Annotated in this window: 16 protein-coding genes; 2 read left to right on the top strand and 14 right to left on the bottom strand. The window is 69.4% G+C overall.

Going from position 1 to position 16,299, the window contains the following annotated elements:
• Positions 1–26 precede the first annotated feature (26 nt).
• The 5 genes from HHL15_RS12180 to HHL15_RS12160 form a co-directional block, all read right to left on the bottom strand.
• Complete coding sequence (locus HHL15_RS12180) at positions 27–1,400, bottom strand: tetratricopeptide repeat protein (RefSeq protein ID WP_169146038.1); 1,374 nt, start codon at positions 1,398–1,400, stop codon at positions 27–29.
• Between the two features lie 41 nt (positions 1,401–1,441).
• Positions 1,442–1,972: an ureidoglycolate lyase gene (locus tag HHL15_RS12175; protein WP_169146037.1), complete on the bottom strand. Its 531-nt coding sequence runs from the start codon at positions 1,970–1,972 to the stop codon at positions 1,442–1,444.
• A 10-nt stretch (positions 1,973–1,982) separates the two neighbouring features.
• Positions 1,983–3,029 carry an allantoicase gene (gene alc, locus HHL15_RS12170; protein ID WP_169146036.1) on the bottom strand — a complete coding sequence of 349 codons (1,047 nt, stop codon included), beginning with the start codon at positions 3,027–3,029 and terminating at the stop codon, positions 1,983–1,985.
• A 74-nt stretch (positions 3,030–3,103) separates the two neighbouring features.
• Complete coding sequence (gene puuE / locus HHL15_RS12165) at positions 3,104–4,051, bottom strand: allantoinase PuuE (RefSeq protein ID WP_169146035.1); 948 nt, start codon at positions 4,049–4,051, stop codon at positions 3,104–3,106.
• 137 nt (positions 4,052–4,188) lie between these two features.
• Positions 4,189–4,692 (bottom strand): MarR family winged helix-turn-helix transcriptional regulator, encoded by a 504-nt coding sequence (locus HHL15_RS12160; protein WP_169146034.1) that lies wholly within the window; start codon positions 4,690–4,692, stop codon positions 4,189–4,191.
• Positions 4,693–4,829: 137 nt separating this feature from the next.
• On the opposite strand from HHL15_RS12160, the gene HHL15_RS12155 reads away from it, so the two are divergent.
• Positions 4,830–5,459 carry an SAM-dependent methyltransferase gene (locus HHL15_RS12155; protein ID WP_169146033.1) on the top strand — a complete coding sequence of 210 codons (630 nt, stop codon included), beginning with the start codon at positions 4,830–4,832 and terminating at the stop codon, positions 5,457–5,459.
• Between the two features lie 112 nt (positions 5,460–5,571).
• On the opposite strand, the gene HHL15_RS12150 is transcribed toward HHL15_RS12155, so the two are convergent.
• Positions 5,572–5,997, bottom strand: coding sequence for a hypothetical protein (locus HHL15_RS12150; RefSeq protein ID WP_169146032.1), 426 nt, complete (start codon positions 5,995–5,997; stop codon positions 5,572–5,574).
• 192 nt (positions 5,998–6,189) lie between these two features.
• Between HHL15_RS12150 and HHL15_RS12145 the strand changes: the two genes are divergently transcribed.
• Positions 6,190–6,579: a cyclophilin-like fold protein gene (locus HHL15_RS12145; RefSeq protein WP_169146031.1), complete on the top strand. Its 390-nt coding sequence runs from the start codon at positions 6,190–6,192 to the stop codon at positions 6,577–6,579.
• Between the two features lie 272 nt (positions 6,580–6,851).
• Here the strand turns inward: HHL15_RS12145 and HHL15_RS12140 are convergent, their stop codons facing one another.
• From HHL15_RS12140 to gcl, 8 genes are all read right to left on the bottom strand, one after another.
• Positions 6,852–7,757: a LysR family transcriptional regulator gene (locus tag HHL15_RS12140; protein WP_169146030.1), complete on the bottom strand. Its 906-nt coding sequence runs from the start codon at positions 7,755–7,757 to the stop codon at positions 6,852–6,854.
• Positions 7,758–8,508: 751 nt separating this feature from the next.
• A complete protein-coding gene (pyk, locus tag HHL15_RS12135; protein WP_169146029.1) occupies positions 8,509–9,957 on the bottom strand; it encodes a pyruvate kinase in 1,449 nt (482 codons plus the stop codon).
• A complete protein-coding gene (locus HHL15_RS12130; RefSeq protein ID WP_169146028.1) occupies positions 9,957–10,391 on the bottom strand; it encodes a GlcG/HbpS family heme-binding protein in 435 nt (144 codons plus the stop codon). The genes pyk and HHL15_RS12130 overlap by 1 nt, the downstream gene beginning before the upstream one ends.
• Before the next feature lie 34 nt (positions 10,392–10,425).
• The gene (locus HHL15_RS12125) at positions 10,426–11,691 is read right to left on the bottom strand and encodes a glycerate kinase type-2 family protein (RefSeq protein WP_169146027.1); all 1,266 of its coding nucleotides are present in this window, start codon (positions 11,689–11,691) and stop codon (positions 10,426–10,428) included.
• A gap of 332 nt (positions 11,692–12,023) precedes the next feature.
• A complete protein-coding gene (locus tag HHL15_RS12120) occupies positions 12,024–12,446 on the bottom strand; it encodes a DUF3830 family protein (protein WP_169146026.1) in 423 nt (140 codons plus the stop codon).
• Between the two features lie 11 nt (positions 12,447–12,457).
• Positions 12,458–13,351: a 2-hydroxy-3-oxopropionate reductase gene (locus HHL15_RS12115; RefSeq protein WP_169146025.1), complete on the bottom strand. Its 894-nt coding sequence runs from the start codon at positions 13,349–13,351 to the stop codon at positions 12,458–12,460.
• Between the two features lie 51 nt (positions 13,352–13,402).
• Positions 13,403–14,176, bottom strand: coding sequence for a hydroxypyruvate isomerase (hyi, locus tag HHL15_RS12110; protein ID WP_169146024.1), 774 nt, complete (start codon positions 14,174–14,176; stop codon positions 13,403–13,405).
• Positions 14,177–14,224: 48 nt separating this feature from the next.
• Complete coding sequence (gcl, locus tag HHL15_RS12105; RefSeq protein ID WP_169146023.1) at positions 14,225–16,000, bottom strand: glyoxylate carboligase; 1,776 nt, start codon at positions 15,998–16,000, stop codon at positions 14,225–14,227.
• Between the last annotated feature and the right edge of the window lie 299 nt (positions 16,001–16,299).

The raw sequence follows: 16,299 nt of genomic DNA, 5'->3' as shown, positions 1-16,299 counted from the left end.
GTGCGTTGACCGGCAGACATCAGACCTCAGGCGGGCGGCCCCGCCGCCCATCCGGCCAGCGCCCGGCCCACCGCCTCGACCACCTCTCCCCACTCGCCGCGGTGCGACTGGCGGAACAGGCGGGTGCGCGGATACCACGGGCTGTCGCTGCGCCCCCGCTGCCAGCGCCAGTCGCAGCGCCAGGCGGGGAGCAGCAGCCAGCAGGGCAGGCCCAGCGCGCCGGCCAGGTGGGCGCTGGAGGTATCCACCGAGATCAGCAGATCCAGCCCGGCCAGCACGGCGGCGGTGTCGGCGAAGTCATGCAGATGCGGCGCCAGGTTGGTCAGCGGCAGCCCCTCATGTAGCCCCGCTGGCAACGGCTGCGCGGGGACCTGCAGGCTGAAGAAGCGCAGCCCCGGCACCGCCCACAGGGGCGCCAGCAGCGACAGGTCGGGCAGGGAGCGGTCGCGGTCGTTGGCGTGGGCCGGATTGCCCCGCCACACCAGGCCCACCTTGCGCCCGGCGCCGGCAAGGAGCGGCGCCAGCGCGGCCTGGCGCAGCGGGTCGGGGTGCAGGTAGGGAAGGTCGGCGGGGATGCTGTCGGCGCGGGTCGCCGCGCGGAAGGGCAGGCTCAGCAGCAGGGTCCAGTAGTCGTGGGCCTCGAGCAGGCCGTCGGCCTCGTCCTCCAGCGCGAGCAGCTGGTCCACGCCGGCCAGGCTGGCAAACAAGGCCTTCTGGGCCGCCCGGCAGACCAGGGTGACCCGCGCCGCGCCCTGGGCCTTGAGCCACGGCAGGTAGCGGCTGAACTGGATCTCGTCGCCCAGGCCCTGCTCGGGCAGCACCAGCACGGACCTGCCGGCCAGTGGCTCACCCTGCCAGAAGCGGCAGGGCATGTCGGCGGGCACCGACACCGGCGGGGTCTCCCGCAGGCGGCTCTCGTGGAGGGCCCAGCCTTCGTCGAAGCGGCCCGTGGCGAGCAGCAGCTGGCCCAGGTTCCTGGCCGCCACGGCGGAATCCGGATCCAGCGCCAGGGCGCGGCGGAAGCAGGCCTCGGCCTCCCCGTCGCGGGCCAGGTCGGCCAGCAGGGTGCCCAGGTTGGAATGGGTCGCGGCCCAGCCGGGGGCACGCTCGATGGCGGCGCGGAACTCCGCCTCGGCCTCCTCCACCCGCCCCAGCCGGCCGAGCAGGATGGCTCTTTCATTGCGGGGCTCGGCCGCTTCGGGGCACAGGGTAGCCAGACGTGCCCAGCAGGCTGCGGCCTCGTCCACGTCGCCGAGCACGCTGGCGCAGTGGGCGACGATCTCGAGCAGGTCGGGGTCGTCCGTAAACAGCGCCAGGCCCATGCGGGCCGTGCGCAGGGCCTCGGCATGCCGGTCCTGGAAGAACAGCAGCTCGGCCCGGGTCAGGAAGGGGTTGTCCATGCGCGGGATTGTAAGCCCCGCGCCGACCCGGGCAGCAAGGCTCAGGCCGGGATGCGGCCCGCCGGGGTGATGGGAACCTCGTCGCAGTTGGGGGCGCTGTTGGCAGCAATCCCGCTGCGGTCCACCACCAGGAAGTCGCACACTGACCCAAGGGCCAGCAGCGGGTGGTGCCACACCCCGCGGGCGTAGTTGACGCCCTGGTCGCCGCGCGCCAGGAAGACCCGCAGATCGCCCACCCCGGGCGGATCACCGGCCTCCGCCACCACCACCAGGTAGGGCTTGCCGTTGAGGGGCATGAAGGCCTGGCTGCCCAGCGGGTGGCGCTCCATCATCTCCACCACGAAGGGCAGGCTGCGCGGCTGGCCGCGGAAGATCGAGACGATCACCTTGCCCTCCGGCCCCGGCTCGACATTCGCCAGGTCGTGGTAGCGCTCGGTGTTGCCGCCGTTGATGGTGAAGTGGCGCACCGCGTCGCTGGCCTCGATGACGTCGCCGAAGGGTGCGAAGGCCTCCCGGGTGAGGGGCTCGACCCGGAGGTCGTGAATGTCCTGCAAGTCCTGGATGCCGCTCATGGCGCGCCCCTTACTTCTTCTCGACCTTGCCCCACAGGCGCAGGCGCGACACGCCACCGTCGGGGAAGATGTTGAAACGCACGTGGGTGATCGGGCCGAGCCGGGCGATCTCTTCGCTGAAGCTGTGCACCGCGTCCATCTGCAGCTTCTGCTCCGGCAGCAGGGTCTGCCAGAACATGGACTGGGTGGTGATCGAGCGGTCGGTGCCGCCGCTCACGTAAGCAGCCTGGATGGAGCAGCGGTCCGGGTAGTTGCCCTTGAAGAAGGCGGTGTCCACTTCGATCCGGTCCACCGTGCCCGGGGCGCCCAGCTCCAGCACGCACCAGTCGTTGCCCGGCTCGCGGCGGCGCCGGGTCTCCCAGCCATCGCCCATGTTCTGGCCACGCCCGGGCAGCAGCAGCGCCGCCACGGTGGAGCCGAAACTGGCGTCGTTCCACGACACGGCGCGGCCGCCGTTCTCCATCGCCAGCAGGTCGATGGTCTCGTCGCCGGTGAGGCTCTCCAGCGCCCCCACCGGGCGCCCATACACGCGCAACCGGGCGATGCCGCCGTCCGGGTAGATGTTCACCCGCAGGTGGGTCCAGGCGTCGGCGCTGGCGCATTCCAGGATGTGGTGGCTGTTGGGGCCGAGCGGCGTGGCCGGCAGGATCTCGGTCCAGGTGGCCGCCTTGAGGGCCTCTACCTCATCGCTGGCCGACACGGTGGCCTCGATGGACACCGCCGGCGGGTAGTTGCCGGTGAAGTGGCTGGTGTCCACGTCGAAGCCGCGGATGATGCCCTTCACGCCCAGCTTCAGCAGCGCCCAGTCGTGGCCGGCCACGCGCTTGCGGCGGGACTCCCAGCCGTCCATCCACTTGCCGTTGGTGTCGAACTTGCCGGGCACGAACTGCGCCGGCTCCGGGTTGAGCATGCGCGACACCTCGGCGAAGAAATCGTCCGAGGCGTACAAGGCCCGGGCACCCAGGCGCGGGTTGGCGAGATCCACCGAACGCAGGGCCCAGTCGGGCAGGTCGGCGGCGGGGGCAAAGACGGGGGCGCCGGGGGTATGGCTGGCCATGGGTAAGTCTCCTTGGAATCTGTTGGGGTTTGGTTGTCGCTGAGAGGTCAATGCGGGCAGATGCAGACGGGTGCTCAGCCCCGGAAGGGGTGCTTCTCCATCCAATGGCGGGCAATATCCACCCGCCGGCATACCCACACCCGATCATGCTTTTCGATATGGTCGAGAAAGCGCTGCAGAGCGAGGAAGCGCCCCGGGCGCCCCAGCAGGCGGCAGTGCATGCCGACGCTGAGCATGGCCGGCCGCTCGTCGCCCTCCTCGTACATCACGTCGAAAGCATCGCGCAGGTATTCAAAGAACTCATCGCCGTGGGAGAAACCCTGGGGCAGCGAGAAGCGCATGTCGTTGGTGTCGAGGGTGTAGGGCACCACCAGGTGGGGCACCTGGCTGCCGTCGGTCTTCTGCACCGGAGTCCAGAAGGGCAGGTCGTCACCGTAGTAATCCGAGTCGTACAGGAAGCCGCCGTAGTCGGCCACCAGGCGGCGGGTGTTGGGCGAATCCCGGCCGGTGTACCAGCCCAGCGCGCGCTCGCCGGTAAGCTGCTCGATGATCTCCATGCCGATGCGCATGTGCTCGCGCTCGGTGGCCTCGTCCACGTTCTGGTAGTGGATCCAGCGCCAGCCGTGGCAGGCGATCTCGTGGCCCAGCTCGCGGAAGGCGGCGGTCAGTTCCGGGTGGCGCTGCAGGGCCATCGACACGCCGAAGATGGTCATCGGCAGGCCGCGCCGCTCGAACTCCCGCAGGATGCGCCACACCCCGACCCGCGAGCCGTACTCGTAGACCCCCTCCATCGACAGATGGCGGTCCGGGTAGCTGGCCGGGTTGAACAGCTCGGACAGGAACTGTTCGCTACCCGCATCGCCATGCAGCACACTGTTCTCGCCGCCCTCCTCGTAATTGAGGACGAACTGCACCGCCACCCTGGCCTTGCCCGGCCAGTCGGCGAAGGGCGGCTTGCGGCCGTAGCCGATCAGGTCGCGGGGATAGGCGGGATCAAGGGAGGTGGGGGGCAGAACAGGCATGTCGGGCTCCGGCTACTCATGTCGCTAAGTGATGCCCGAAGTGTAGGAGCCCAGCCCCCGGCGTGCGTGCAGGAATGCTTATAACGGATATCAGGCTTGTCGTATGCCGCCCGGTGGCGGGCGCACGGCAGACCGCCTCACAGCTCGGACAGATGCCGTCCGGCAGAGGGCTCGTCGCGCCGCGCCAGGCGCTCGATGAGCTGGGCCAGGCCACCGTTGAGCTGGCGCAGGATGTCTTCCGGCAGCCCCTCCAGGGCCTCCGGCAGCACGCCTTCGACCGGGCCTGGCGCCGCCGCCAGCATCGTCTCCGCCCCCTCGGCCAGGGCCAGCCCCACCCGGCGCTGGTCTTCCCGCCCACGCTCCTTGCGCACCAGGCCGCGCACCTCGAGCTTGTCCACCAGCTGGCTGCAGGTGGACTGGTGGATGGACAGGCGCTGGGCCAGGGCCGACACGCCAATACCCGGCGTGCGTGCAATCTCGTGCAGCAGCCACAGCTGGGAGCCGGACACGCCGCACTGCTGCTCGATCTCGCGGAAATGCTGGCGCACCGAGCCAAAGATCACGCGGAACTGGCGCAACACGGCCAGGGACAGGTCGTCGTGGTCGCCCGCGACCACCAGAGGAGCATGAACAATAGGCATGCCGGGATTATAGTGCCCATGCAGCCGCGCTGAACCGGTGCACCCGATCCGCTGTCCGATCCGGTTGCCGTCCACCGGGACGGCGGCGGACTCACCGCAAGGGAGCACGCCCTACCATGAACGATGAGGAGCCACCCATGAACCAGGAAGCCCTGTGGAGCACGCGCTACCGGGATGCCGGCGATGACTACCTGTTCGGCACCGAGCCGAACCGCTTCCTCGCCCACCGGCACGAACTCTTGAGCAATGGCAGCACGGCCCTGTCGGTCGCCGACGGGGAAGGTCGCAACTCCGTATGGCTGGCGGAACAGGGGCTGGAGGTCACCGCCATCGAACTCTCGGCGGTGGCCGTCGAGAAGGCCCGCCGCCTCGCCCTCGGCCGCAAGATGGACGTACGCTTCCTGCAAGCCGACATGTTCGCGCCCGGCTGGCCCCCCGCCGAACTCCACAACGCCTTCGACTGGGTGGTGGGCATCTTCATCCAGTTCGTCGGCCCCGAATGGCGCGAGCGCCAGTTCGACGTGATGAAACAGCTCACCCGCCCCGGCGGCCGCATCCTGCTGCAGGGCTACACCCAGAAACAGCTCGAGTACGGCACCGGCGGGCCCTCCGCCGTGGAAAACCTGTACACCCCCGAACTCCTTGAGGAGGCCTTCGCCGACTGGGAGATCGAGGAACTCGTCGAATACGAGGAAGACATCACCGAGGGCAAGGCCCACAAGGGCAAGTCGGCGCTGATCGGGATGGTGGCACGCAAGCCGGAGTAAGGCGCAGCGGGCCGCAAGGCCCTGACAGGACAGCCCGGAGGAAGACACCTCCGGGCAAGGTCGAACCCACGGATGCACGGGTCTTGCCGAGAGCCGGACGCCCCCTCCCTGGCTAGCGGATCACGCAGATATCCCCCTGCACCGCGCAGATGCACTCCTCCTCGTTCACCCGCACCCGGGTCAGCTCCGAACCATCCCCGCGCCGGGCCGTCACGGCGATCACGTAGCCGTCGTTGATCGCCGGCCGCAGGTCCTTGTTGGCGCACCAGCCCTTGATCAGCTGGGTCTTGAGCAGGTGGATGTTCTGCTGTTGCTCCACGAAGGGCGCATCGGCCTCCTCGTCCAGCAGGGTCAGCGACAAGGCCAGTTCCTTGCCCTTGAGCTCGGCCTTGTCCAGGCGCACCTCCGGCGTCACCTCGAAGGGCGCGCGGCGCTGGATCTCGGCGGTGGCCTTTTCAAAGGCCCGCGCGGTGCGGCCGGAATTCCAGTGGAAGAAGGCGACAAAGGCGACGATGGCGATGAGGATCCATTTGGTCATGGGCTGGCTTTCGGTTGGAATAAGTCGAGTAACGCCATTACAACCGGGGATTCGGGGAGCAGTCCATGGCTTCCGGCTTCCCGAGCTCGCATCCCCACGCCACCCGTACCGTCAGTCAATACCCCACCGCCCATTCCCCCCTCCTCCACGCGGCGCTATCGTCAGCCCCCAGACGATCATTCCGCCGCCCCCATGCGCATCCTCATTTCCTGGGACCACGGCCAGGTGCCGGCCCGGCTTTTCGACACGCCCAGCGCCCGCGCCGTCTTCTCGGCCCTGCCCATCCACGCCAACGCCAGCCGGCGCGGTGTGGAGATGCGGCTGAGCGCGGCACTGGGCCTGAAGCGCGAGGCGGGAGCGCGGCAGGTGGTGGAAGCGGGGACGCTGTGCTACTGGATCGAGGGCGCATCCCTCACCGTGCCGCTGTGCCCGGGCCAGGCCGCACGGCTGGCCTCGCCGTGCAATGTGCTTGGGCGCCTGGAAGGGGACCCGGCGGCGCTGGAGGGGGTGCGCAACGGGCACCTGCTGGTGCTTAGCAGGCTGACGGACAACGGAGACGCCGACGAGACGACCTTAGCTTGAGCAACGAGCCGCGATTGGATACCGTTGATACCCATTGTTTGTCCTGGAGCCTGGCATGAGTCGATCCACCTCATCTGAGTCCAAGCCCGCGCCAAATGCCGGCATCACCGCGCGAAAGGGTCCGGGGGCCAGTGAGAGCATTTGCACGCGCCCGCTCGACACGGATCAGACTGCCTTCAAAGCGCTCAAGCGCGAGCTCCAGAGTGCATTCTCCGCACCGGACGCAGCTTACCGACAGCTCACCGCGGCCGATGTGGTTACGCGCAACACCCTCAGCGCTCCCAATACCCCTCCGTCTGGTAGATCCCCTTCAGGTAATCCATGAAGTGCCTCACCTTGGCCGGCAGGTAGCGCTGCTGGGGGTAGACGGCCTGGATGTCGTAGGCGCTGAGGGCGAAGTCGTCGAGCACGGTGACGAGTTCGCCGCGCTTGAGTTCGCCTTCGATCTCCCAGGTGGAGCGCCAGCCGATGCCGAGGCCTTGCCGGACCCAGTCGTAGAGCAGCTCGCCGTCGTTGCAGTCGAGGTTGCCGCTGACGCGCAGGGCGACGGGCTTGCCGTCCTTGCGGAAGGACCAGCCGCGCTGCTGGCCGCCTTGCAGGTTGAAGGCCAGGCAGTTGTGGGCGGCCAGGTCTTCCAGGCTGCGCGGCGTGCCGTGGGTGGCGAAGTAGGCCGGGGTGCCGCACACCACCCGGCGGTTGGGGTAGAGGCGCACCGCCACGTAGTTGGGGTCGGTCACCTCGCCGATGCGGATGCCCATGTCGTAGCCTTCGCGCACCAGGTCCACCACGCTGTCGGTGAGGTTGAAGGACAGTTTGATGTCCGGGTGCAGGGCCTGGAAGCCCGGGCCGTGGGGGGCCACGTGGCGGCGCCCGAAGGCGGCCGGGGCCGACACCACCAGGTGGCCGCGCACGGTGTGGCGCCCGGCGCTGATGCCCGCCTCCACCTCGTCGAAGTCCTTCAGCAGCTGGCGGGCCTGTTCCAGGTAGCGCTCACCCAGGTCGGTGAGGTGCAGGCCGCGGGTGGAGCGGTGCATCAGCTTCACGCCGAGGCGGCCTTCCAGCGCATCCAGCCGCCGGCCCATGACCACCGGCGTCACCTGTTCGAGCAGCGCGGCCGAGGCGAAGCTGCCCTTCTCGGCGACGAGCACGAAGCTGCGCAGTTCGGTGTAGCGGTCCATGGTGAGGGTTCCTTTGTCGGTGTGGGGACGATATGAAGGGGTACGGTGAGGGGCGCTGGATCAATGCCTGCTGGGGGACTGTCAGTCATTTTGCGTTCGGGTGCTGGGGTGGCTTTGCTGGTGGGCTTTCCTTTTTTCCACGTTGAATTGGCCGGGATTTCGCCCCGGCGGGCGACCTCCTTTCTTGCTTCGCCAAGAAAGGAGGCAAAGAAGGCGACCCGCCTCCCCGGTCATTCGCTGCGCGAATGACTGCCCTGCGCTGCTCACGGCAGGCGGCCGGCGCGGAACTCGCCCTGCGGGCTCAAACAGCCGCGCCGGACTACCCCGCCTGCCGTTCCGCTGCTCGGCGGGTCGGAACGGGCTTTTCGCAAACACCGCGCGTTTGCTGAAGCAGAGCGTGATGATCAACGCACAAGCACAACCCCAGCGTCTCGCACCCACCGGTCTTTCCGTAGAGGCTCGGTGCTTGCTGAAAGCCCGTTCTGACCCGCCGAGCAGCGCAGCAGCGGGCGGGGCTTTCCGGCGCGGCTGTCTGAGGAGGCGTAGCCGACGAGTTCCGCGCCGGCCGCACGATGCGAGCAGCGCAGGGGAGTCGTTCGCAACGCGAACGACCGGGGAAGCCGGGTCGCCTTTCTTTCCCCCTTTCTTTGGCGACGCAAAGAAAGGGGTCGCCCGCCGGGGCGAATTCCCGGCCAATCCAACGTAAAACAAAGGAAAACCGTTCAGCAAAGGCACCGAGGTGCCCCCACCCCTACACCCCCGGCACCCCCGGCACCCCCGGCACCCCCGGCACCCTCGCCACATGCAGCAGGTTGGTGCTGCCCTGCTGGCCGAAGGGCAGGCCGGCCACCACCACCACGGTGTCGCCGGGCTGGGCCACGCCGGCCTTGAGGGTGGCGGCGGTGGCGTGCTCGATCATCTCGGCCACGTCATGCACCTCGTCGAAGGGCACCGGCAGCACGCCCCACACCAGGGCCAGGCGGCGCGCCGTGGCGAGGCGTGGGGTGAGGGCCAGGATGGGCGCCAGGGGGCGCTCGCGGCTGGCCCGCAGGGCGCTGAAGCCGGAGCTGGTGAAGGCCACCGTGGCGGCCGGCTCGAGCAGTTCGGCCACCCGCCGCAGGGCGCAGCAGATGGCGTCCGGGGTGTTGGCCTCGGCCGGGGTGTGGCTGGCCTCCAGCTCGGTGCGCCAGGCCGGGTCGCGCTCCACCTCGCCGATGATGTGATCCATGATGCTCACCGCCTCCACCGGGTACAGGCCGGAGGCGGACTCGGCGGACAGCATCACCGCGTCGGCGCCCTCGTACACCGCGGTGGCCACGTCGGAGGCTTCGGCGCGGGTCGGCACCGGGGCGCTGATCATCGATTCGAGCATCTGGGTGGCCACCACCACCGGGCGGCCGGCCTTGCGGGCGGCGCGCACGATGCGGCGCTGGAGCACCGGCACCTGCTGGGGCGGCAGCTCGACGCCCAGGTCGCCGCGGGCCACCATGACCCCGTCGGCCAGGGCCACGATGGCGTCCAGGTGGTCGATGGCGGCCGGCTTCTCGAGCTTGGCCATGATCCAGGCCCTGTCGCCGATCAGCTCGCGGGCCTCGCGGATGTCCTCCGGACGCTGCACGAAGGACAGGGCCACCCAGTCCACGCCCAGCTCCAGGCCGAAGGCCAGGTCGGCCCGGTCCTTGGCGGTGAGGGGGGAGATGGGCAGCAGCACGCCAGGCACGTTGACACCCTTGCGGTCGGACAGGGCCCCCCCCACCAGCACGGTGGTCTCGGCGAAGTCGGGGCCGAAGCGGTCCACCCGCAGGCGCAGCTTGCCGTCGTCGAGCAGCAGCTCGGTGCCGGCCTCCAGCGCGGCGAAGATCTCCGGATGGGGCAGACCGGCGCGGCTGGCATCGCCCTCCGCCGGATCGAGGTCGAGGCGGAAGGGCTGGCCCGCCTCGAGCAGCACCTTGCCGCCGGCCATGCGCCCGACCCGCAGCTTGGGGCCCTGCAGATCCATCAGCACGCCGATGGGGTGGCCGCGCTCGGCCTCCACCTGGCGGATCAGCTTGAGGCGCTCGGCATGGTCGGCATGGCTGCCGTGGCTGAAGTTGAGGCGGAACACGTCGGCGCCGGCCGCGCACAGCTCGCGGATGCGTTCGACGGTGGAGCTGGCCGGCCCGAGGGTGGCCAGGATGCGGGAGCGGCGATCGCGTTTCATCAGGCCACCCGCCTTTCCTGCACCAGCCCGCCAAGGGCGGCAAGGGCGGCGACTCCGGCCCGCGCCACCTGGGCGTCCTCGCCGGCCTTGACGCCGGAGACGCCCACCGCGCCGATCACCACCCCGTCGACGATGATCGGCTCGCCGCCTTCCAGGGGCACCACCGGCATGGCCAGGGCGGCGATGCGGCCGTTGTTGACCATGTCCTCATAGGTCTTGCTGGGCTTGCCGGAGAGCACGCTGGTGCGGGCCTTCTCGGGGGCCACGGCGGCGCTCATCAGGGGCGCGTCGTCCATGCGCTGCAGCCACAGGGCGTGGCCGCCGGCATCGCACACGGCGATGCTCACGGCCCAGCCACAGGCCCGTGCCTCGGCCTCGGCGGCGCTGGCGATGCGTTTTACGTCGTCCAGCGTCAATGCGTGGGTGGTCTTCATGTGTGTCTCCTCTTTGGGTGTGTTCGGCCGGGCACTAGCCGATCAGGATGGCCCGGAAGTCATTCACGTTGGTCAGGGTCGGGCCGGTGACCAGGCTGTCGCCCAGGGCGTCGAAGAAGCCGTGGCCGTCGTTGTTGTCGAGGCTGTCACGGGGGCGGATGCCCCGGGCCCAGGCGCGGGCCAGGGTGTCGGGGGCCACCAGGGCCCCGGCGATCTCCTCCAGGCCGTCCACGCCGTCGGTATCGCCGGCCACCGCGTGGATGCCGGCGGCGCCGTCCAGGGCCACCGCCAGGGACAGCAGGAACTCCACGTTGCGCCCGCCGCGCCCGGTGCCGCGCACGGTCACGGTGGTCTCGCCGCCGGACAGCAGCACGCAGGGGGCGGCCACCGGCTGGCCGTGGCGCTTGACCTGCAGGGCGATGGCGGCCATCACCTTGCCCACGTCGCGGGCTTCGCCCTCGATGCTGTCGCCCAGCAGCACGGGGGTGATGCCGGCCGCCCGGGCCACCCCGGCGGCGGCTTCGAGGGCCATCTGGGGGGTGGCCACCAGGTGGGTCTCGACGGCGGCGAGGCGGGGGTCGCCCGGCTTCACCGTCTCGCCGCGGCCGCTGTCGAGCAGGGCCCGGGCCCCGGCGGGCAGATCGATGGCGTAGCGGCGCACGATCTCCAGTGCGTCGGCGCAGCTGGTGGGGTCGGCCACGGTGGGGCCGGAGGCGATGTCCATCGGGTTGTCGCCGGGCACGTCGGAGATCAACAGGTTCACCACCCGCGCCGGATGGCAGGCCGCCGCCAGGCGCCCGCCCTTGATGGCCGAGAGGTGGCGGCGCACGCAGTTCATCTCCGAGATGGTGGCGCCGGACTTGAGCAGGGCCCGGTTGATGGCCTGCTTGTCCTCCAGGCTGACGCCCTCGCCGGGCAGCGGCAGCAGGGCCGAGCCGCCGCCGGAGATCAGGCAGATCACCAGGTCGTCGGCGCTGAGGCCCTGCACCAGTGCCAGCAGCCGGCCGGCGGCCTCGCGGCCGGCTGCGTCGGGCACCGGGTGGGCCGCCTCGACGATCTCGATGCGTTCGCAGGGCACGGCGTAGCCATAGCGCGTCACCACCAGCCCGGACAGCTCGCCCGGCCAGTGGCGCTCGAGGGCCCGGGCCATCGCCGCCGAGGCCTTGCCGGCCCCGATCACCAGGGTCCGCCCCTTGGGCGGCGCCGGCAGGAAGCGCGGGATGCAGTGCTCCGGCTGGGCGGCATTGACCGCCGCGGCGAACAGGGCCTGGAGCAGGTCACGGGGGGAAGAGGAAGTCATGTTCTGTCCTTTGATCGATGGGACGCCGCCCTGCGGGGGTCGGCCATAGCTGCTTTCATATCAGACTTGGACCGTTCCAAGCCTGACTTGGACCTGTCCATCCCTGATTTGCACAAGTCCAGGTCCGGGTTGGAAGTGTCCATCTCCGATCTGGACGCGTTCAAATCAGACTTGGACGCGTCCATCCCGGACTTGGACACTTCCATGTTCGGGATGGAATGTTCCATCCCTGATCTGGACGCTTCCATGTTTGAGATGGAATGTTCCAGCGCGGATTTGGACCCTTCCAAGCCGGAGCCCGACTGCCGCAGCCCGGCGCCTTGAATCCCGGCTCAGCGCTTGCCCAGGTCGATGAACCTCACCCACTGCGCCCCCTTCCACAACACCTCGCGGCCCATGTCCATGAGCTGGTCTGCCCCTTCCACCACGGTCAGGAAGTGGTTGCCGGCCAGTTGCCCCATCTTGCTGGCAAAGCGGCAGCTGCCGTAGGCAAACAGGATCTCGGTCTCCGAGAAGCCGCCCGGGTAGAGCAGCACGTCGCCGCGCGAGGGGTGGCTGGTGTGGTTCTCGAAATCCAGGCCGGTGTCGAAATCGGCCAGCGGCACCCACACCGCCTCGCCGCTCCAGCGGGAGTGGATGACCTGGTTGGAGAAGGGCAGCATCTTCAGGAAGGCCGCGCAGGTCTTCGGCGCGGCCTCTTCCTCCAGGCGCGCGACGAAGCGCCGCGAGCCCACTTCGATGGCAAGGTGGCGCATGGCTCGGCTCCTCAGGCGGCCTGCTGGCCGATCTCGAAGTTGGCCATCTTCTCCAGCGCCCGCACCAGGGCGGAGTGGTCCCAGCCGGCGCCGCCATGGGCCGCGCAGGCGTTGAAGAGCTCCTGGGCGGTGGCGGTGTTGGGCAGCGGCACGCCGAGCTGGCGGCCGGTGGTGAGGGCCAGGTTGAGGTCCTTCTGGTGCAGTTCGATGCGGAAGCCCGGGTCGAAGGTCCGCTTCACCATGCGCTCGCCGTGCACCTCGAGGATGCGCGAGTTGGCGAAGCCGCCCATCAGGGCCTGGCGCACCCTGGCCGGGTCGGCACCGGCCTTGGCGGCCAGCAGCAGGGCCTCGCCCACCGCCTCGATGGTCAGCGCCACGATGATCTGGTTGGCCACCTTGGTGATCTGGCCGTCGCCGTTGCCCCCCACCAGGGTGATGTTCCTGCCCATCAGCTCGAACAGGGGCTTCACCTTGTCGAAGGCGGCCTCGCTGCCGCCGACCATGATGGTCAGGCTGGCGGCCTGGGCGCCCACCTCGCCGCCGGACACCGGGGCGTCCAGGTAGTCACAACCGAGGGCCTGGATGCGCTGGGCGAAGCCCTTGGTGGCCACCGGGGAGATGGAGCTCATGTCCACCACGATCTTGCCCGGGCTGAGGCCGGCGGCGACGCCCTCGGCATTGAACAGGGCGTCCTCCACGTGGGGGGTGTCGGGCACCATGGTGATGATGATGTCGGCCGCCCGCGCCACCTCGGCACCGCTGGTGCAGGCTTTGGCGCCGGCTTCGACGAGGGCCGCCGGGGTGGCGCCGTGGGTGTAGGTGTGCACGGTGTGGCCGCCGGCGATGAGGTGGCCGGCCATGGGGGCGCCCATGATGCCGAGGCCGATGAATCCGATGTTTGCCATGATCTTGTCTCCTGTCCTTGTCTTTGTGGGGGTCTCGTCGGGGTGGGGGCTTCAGTAGGCCTGGAGCCAACCGAGCCCTTCGGCGGTGGTGGTGGCCGGCTTGTATTCGCAGCCGATCCAGCCCTCGTAGCCCAGGCCGTCGATGTGGCGCAGCAGCCAGGGGTAGTGGATCTCGCCGCTGTCCGGCTCGTGGCGGCCCGGGTTGTCGGCCAGCTGGATGTGGGCGATGCGCGGCAGGTGGCGGGCGATGGTGGCGGCCAGTTCGCCCTCCATGCGCTGGGCGTGGTAGATGTCGTACTGGATGAAGAGGTTGGCCGAGCCCACCGCGTCGAGGATCTCCGCGGCCTGGGCAGTCCGGTTGAGGTAGAAGCCGGGAATGTCGTAGGTGTTGATCGGCTCGATCAGCAGGCGGATGCCGGCCTCCTCGAGCTGCGCCGCGGCAAAGCGCAGGTTGGCCACGAAGGTCTCGCGCAGCACTTCGGCGGACACGCCGGCCGGGGCGATGCCGGCCAGGCAGTTGAGCTGGGTGCAGCCCAGGGCGGTGGCGTAGTCGATGGCCCGGGCAACGCCGTCGCGGAATTCGGCAACCCGCTCCGGGTGGCAGGCGATGCCCCGCTCGCCGGCCTCCCAGTTGCCGGCGGGCAGGTTGTGCAGCACCTGCACCAGGCCGTGGCGGGCCAGCCCGGCGGCCAGGTCTTCCTTGGCGAAGGCATAGGGGAAGAGGTATTCCACCCCCTTGAAACCGGCCGCGGCGGCGGCGCCGAAGCGCTCCATGAAGGGCAGCTCGGTGAACAGCATTGAGAGATTGGCAGCAAAGCGCGGCATGGTCTTTTCCTTTGTAGGGGCGGCTTCAGCCGCCCGGGCACACAGCGTTCAATCCAGCAGGGCGATGGCGGTGGGGGCGTCGGCACCCTTCTCGGCCAGCTCCTCGAACTCGTTGATGGCGTTGATCTCGGTGCCCATCGAGATGTTGGTCACCCGTTCGAGGATGATCTCGACCACCACCGGCACGCGGAACGCCTCCATCCAGGCACGGGCCTGGGCGAAGGCCGGCTGGATGTCCGCGGCCTGGCGCACGCGGATGGCCTTGCAGCCCAGGCCTTCGACCACCGTGACGTGGTCGACGCCGTAGCCTTCGGTTTCGGGGGCGTTGATGTTCTCGAAGGCCAGCTGCACGCAGTAGTCCATGTCGAAGCCGCGCTGGGACTGGCGGATCAGGCCCAGGTAGGCGTTGTTCACCACCACGTGCAGGTAGGGCAGCTTGAACTGGGCGCCGACGGCCAGCTCTTCGATCATGAACTGGAAGTCGTAGTCGCCGGAGATGGCCACCACCTTGCGCTGCGGGTCGGCCGCGCACACGCCGAGGGCCGCCGGGATGGTCCACCCGAGAGGGCCGGCCTGGCCGCAGTTGATCCAGTGGCGGGGCTTGTACACGTGCAGGAACTGGGCCGCGGCGATCTGCGACAGGCCGATGGTGCTGACATAGCAGGTGTCCTGGCCGAAGGCCTTGTTCATCTCTTCGTACACGCGCTGGGGCTTCATCGGCGTGGTGTCGAAGTGGGTCTTGCGCAGCAGGGTGCGCTTGCGCTCCTGGCAGTCGGCGGCCCAGGCCTTGCGGCAGGGCAGCTGGCCGGCCGCCTTCAGGTCGCGGGCCACCGCGATCAGCTGGTCGAGGGCCGCGCCGGCGTCGGAGACGATCCCGTAGTCCGGCCCGAAGACGCGGCCGATCTGGGTCGGCTCGATGTCGATATGCACGAACTTGCGGCCCTCGGTGTACACCTCCACCGAGCCGGTGTGGCGGTTGGCCCAGCGGTTGCCGATGCCGATCACGAAGTCGGAGGCCAGCATGGTCGCGTTGCCGTAGCGGTGGGAGGTCTGCAGCCCGACCATGCCGGCCATCAGCGGGTGGTCGTCGGGGAGGCTGCCCCAGCCCATCAGGGTGGGGATCACCGGCACGCCGGTGAGCTCGGCGAATTCCTGCAGGCGGGCCGCCGCGTCGGCATTGATGACCCCGCCGCCGGCCACGATCAGCGGGCGCTCGGCGGCGTTGAGCATGGCCACGGCCTTCTCGGCCTGGGCGCGGCTGGCGGCCGGCTTGTGCAGGGGCAGCGCTTCGTAGGTGTCGATGTCGAACTCGATCTCGGCCATCTGCACGTCGAAGGGCAGGTCGATCAGCACCGGGCCGGGCCGGCCGGAACGCATGATGTGGAAGGCCTGCTGGAAGACCCGCGGCACCAGGGCCGGCTCGCGCACGGTGACGGCCCACTTGGTCACCGGCTTGGCGATGGACTCGATGTCCACCGCCTGGAAGTCCTCCTTGTAGAGGCGGGCGCGGGGGGCCTGGCCGGTGATGCACAGGATGGGGATGGAATCCGCCGAGGCGGAATACAGGCCGGTGATCATGTCGGTGCCGGCCGGGCCGGAGGTGCCGATGCACACCCCCAGGTTGCCGGCCCGGGCGCGGGTGAAGCCCTCTGCCATGTGCGAGGCCCCCTCCACGTGGCGGGCCAGCACATGCTTGAAGCCGCCGTCCTTCTTCATCGCCGAGTAAAGGGGGTTGATGGCGGCGCCGGGCACGCCGAAAACGGTCTCCACGCCTTCCTTGCGCATCACCGCGGCGGCTGCATCCACTGCTCTCATTCGGGCCATGTGTGTCTCCTTGTAGGTCTGTCCGATGGGTCGATGGGGACAGCTTAGGGATTTGCAGATCCCGTTTGAATTGCTGGCGGGATCGGTTCTTTCGGTACTTTTGGTATGGGGTGGAGGGGGTCCTTCGTTCCACGTTGGATTGGCCGGGAGTTCGCCCCGGCGGGCGACCTTCTTTCTTGCTTCGCCAAGAAAGAAGGCAAAGAAGGCGACCCGCCTCCCCGGTCATTCGCTGCGCGAATGACTGCCCTGCGCTGCTCACGGCAGGCGGCCGGCGCGGAACTCGCCCTGCGGGCTCAGAC

This window comes from Zoogloea dura (genome assembly GCF_012927165.1).
GTDB classification, from domain to species: domain Bacteria; phylum Pseudomonadota; class Gammaproteobacteria; order Burkholderiales; family Rhodocyclaceae; genus Zoogloea; species Zoogloea dura.
This window is presented reverse-complemented; position numbering and strand designations above follow the sequence as displayed.

Bases quoted from the DNA above. Each gene is read 5' to 3' on its own strand.
- HHL15_RS12140 (WP_169146030.1), bottom strand. From the start codon at position 7,757: ATGGACCGCTACACCGAACTGCGCAGCTTCGTGCTCGTCGCCGAGAAG.
- HHL15_RS12145 (WP_169146031.1), top strand. From the start codon at position 6,190: ATGCGCATCCTCATTTCCTGGGACCACGGCCAGGTGCCGGCCCGGCTT.
- puuE (WP_169146035.1), bottom strand. From the start codon at position 4,051: ATGCCTGTTCTGCCCCCCACCTCCCTTGATCCCGCCTATCCCCGCGAC.
- HHL15_RS12150 (WP_169146032.1), bottom strand. From the start codon at position 5,997: ATGACCAAATGGATCCTCATCGCCATCGTCGCCTTTGTCGCCTTCTTC.
- HHL15_RS12175 (WP_169146037.1), bottom strand. From the start codon at position 1,972: ATGAGCGGCATCCAGGACTTGCAGGACATTCACGACCTCCGGGTCGAG.
- HHL15_RS12115 (WP_169146025.1), bottom strand. From the start codon at position 13,351: ATGGCAAACATCGGATTCATCGGCCTCGGCATCATGGGCGCCCCCATG.
- hyi (WP_169146024.1), bottom strand. From the start codon at position 14,176: ATGCCGCGCTTTGCTGCCAATCTCTCAATGCTGTTCACCGAGCTGCCC.
- HHL15_RS12160 (WP_169146034.1), bottom strand. From the start codon at position 4,692: ATGCCTATTGTTCATGCTCCTCTGGTGGTCGCGGGCGACCACGACGAC.
- pyk (WP_169146029.1), bottom strand. From the start codon at position 9,957: ATGAAACGCGATCGCCGCTCCCGCATCCTGGCCACCCTCGGGCCGGCC.
- HHL15_RS12180 (WP_169146038.1), bottom strand. From the start codon at position 1,400: ATGGACAACCCCTTCCTGACCCGGGCCGAGCTGCTGTTCTTCCAGGAC.
- HHL15_RS12120 (WP_169146026.1), bottom strand. From the start codon at position 12,446: ATGCGCCACCTTGCCATCGAAGTGGGCTCGCGGCGCTTCGTCGCGCGC.
- HHL15_RS12130 (WP_169146028.1), bottom strand. From the start codon at position 10,391: ATGAAGACCACCCACGCATTGACGCTGGACGACGTAAAACGCATCGCC.
- HHL15_RS12125 (WP_169146027.1), bottom strand. From the start codon at position 11,691: ATGACTTCCTCTTCCCCCCGTGACCTGCTCCAGGCCCTGTTCGCCGCG.
- alc (WP_169146036.1), bottom strand. From the start codon at position 3,029: ATGGCCAGCCATACCCCCGGCGCCCCCGTCTTTGCCCCCGCCGCCGAC.
- gcl (WP_169146023.1), bottom strand. From the start codon at position 16,000: ATGGCCCGAATGAGAGCAGTGGATGCAGCCGCCGCGGTGATGCGCAAG.
- HHL15_RS12155 (WP_169146033.1), top strand. From the start codon at position 4,830: ATGAACCAGGAAGCCCTGTGGAGCACGCGCTACCGGGATGCCGGCGAT.